This is a genomic window from Lysinibacillus sp. CNPSo 3705 (assembly GCF_028674935.1).
In the GTDB taxonomy this organism is placed as follows: domain Bacteria; phylum Bacillota; class Bacilli; order Bacillales_A; family Planococcaceae; genus Lysinibacillus.
Map to the genome: position 1 here is coordinate 1 of NZ_JAQZSD010000166.1, position 1,134 is coordinate 1,134.

Sequence of the window (1,134 nt, forward strand, 5' to 3'; positions counted from 1 at the left end):
CTATTTTATAGATTGGAGAAAAGTGAATCAAGGCATCATTCAAAAGACAGTGACGATAAAAATACGTTCTGGTTTGACTTTAAAGGCTATATTGATTCAAATAAAAAAATCTACTAAAAACCCCGTAAATGTTAATTTTTCCTAACATCACGGGGTTTTCTTGGTTTGTATTGGACGCCATATAAAATGTTAAATAAATAGGTTCTATAATATTTGTTGGGGTAATCACACAATTTTATGCATAAAAAAGCACAGTATCACCATTTCTTATATACTTGAATTGTCTAGAAACAAGTAATAGAAAGGTGAACTATGCAAATGAATTTTAACATGAATATCCCAGGATTAAAAGATGTAGAGATTACAAAAGTAGAAGAAGTAGGCGATCGAATCGCATTGTATGTACAATTGCCTAAATGTACCCATCAATGTCCAGTTTGTAAAAAACAAACATCGAAAGTTCATGATTACCGTATACAAAAGATCAATCATTTAAAATGGTTTGAACGTCTAACTATTCTTTTCTATAAACGTCGTCGTTATGCTTGTGATTGTGGAAAGCGTTTCTCTGAAAAGTCCCCCTTCGTGGATAAATATCAACGTTACTCAAAGGAATGGAATCAAGTAGTAAGTATACGTGCTATTAAAGCTAAAACATTTAAAGAAGCTGCAGAAGTACTAGGCACATCAACCACGACGGTCATTCGACGTTTTAAAAAGGTAGCGAATAAACAATTAGTAGAGGGTGTACGTTTACCAAAAGCGATTGCGATTGATGAGTATAAAGGCGATACAGATGCAGGTACGTATCAGCTAATAATTGCGAATGCAGAGACGCGCGAACCGATTGACATTTTACCGAATCGTAAAAAAGAAACCATAAAAAATTACTTAAGTCAGTATGGAGCAGATGTTGAAATAGTAGTCATGGATATGAATCCAAGTTTTAAAGCAGCTGTTCGTCAATCATTAGGTCGACCAGTTATTGTGGCAGACCGCTTTCATTTTAGTCGTTATATCTATTGGGCAATGGACGAAGTGCGCCGACAAGTACAAAAAGAATGGGACAAATACAATCGCACAAAGTGTAAACGTATGCGTCATGTATTTTATAAACGTGCATCTAAATTATCA

1 protein-coding gene is annotated in these 1,134 nt (G+C 34.6%); it reads left to right on the forward strand.

The genetic code is table 11. The features are described 5' to 3' along the window. Positions 1–318: 318 nt before the first annotated feature. On the forward strand, positions 319–1,134 hold an 816-nt coding region (locus PVA17_RS24805), incomplete at its 3' end, for an ISL3 family transposase (RefSeq protein ID WP_274069350.1).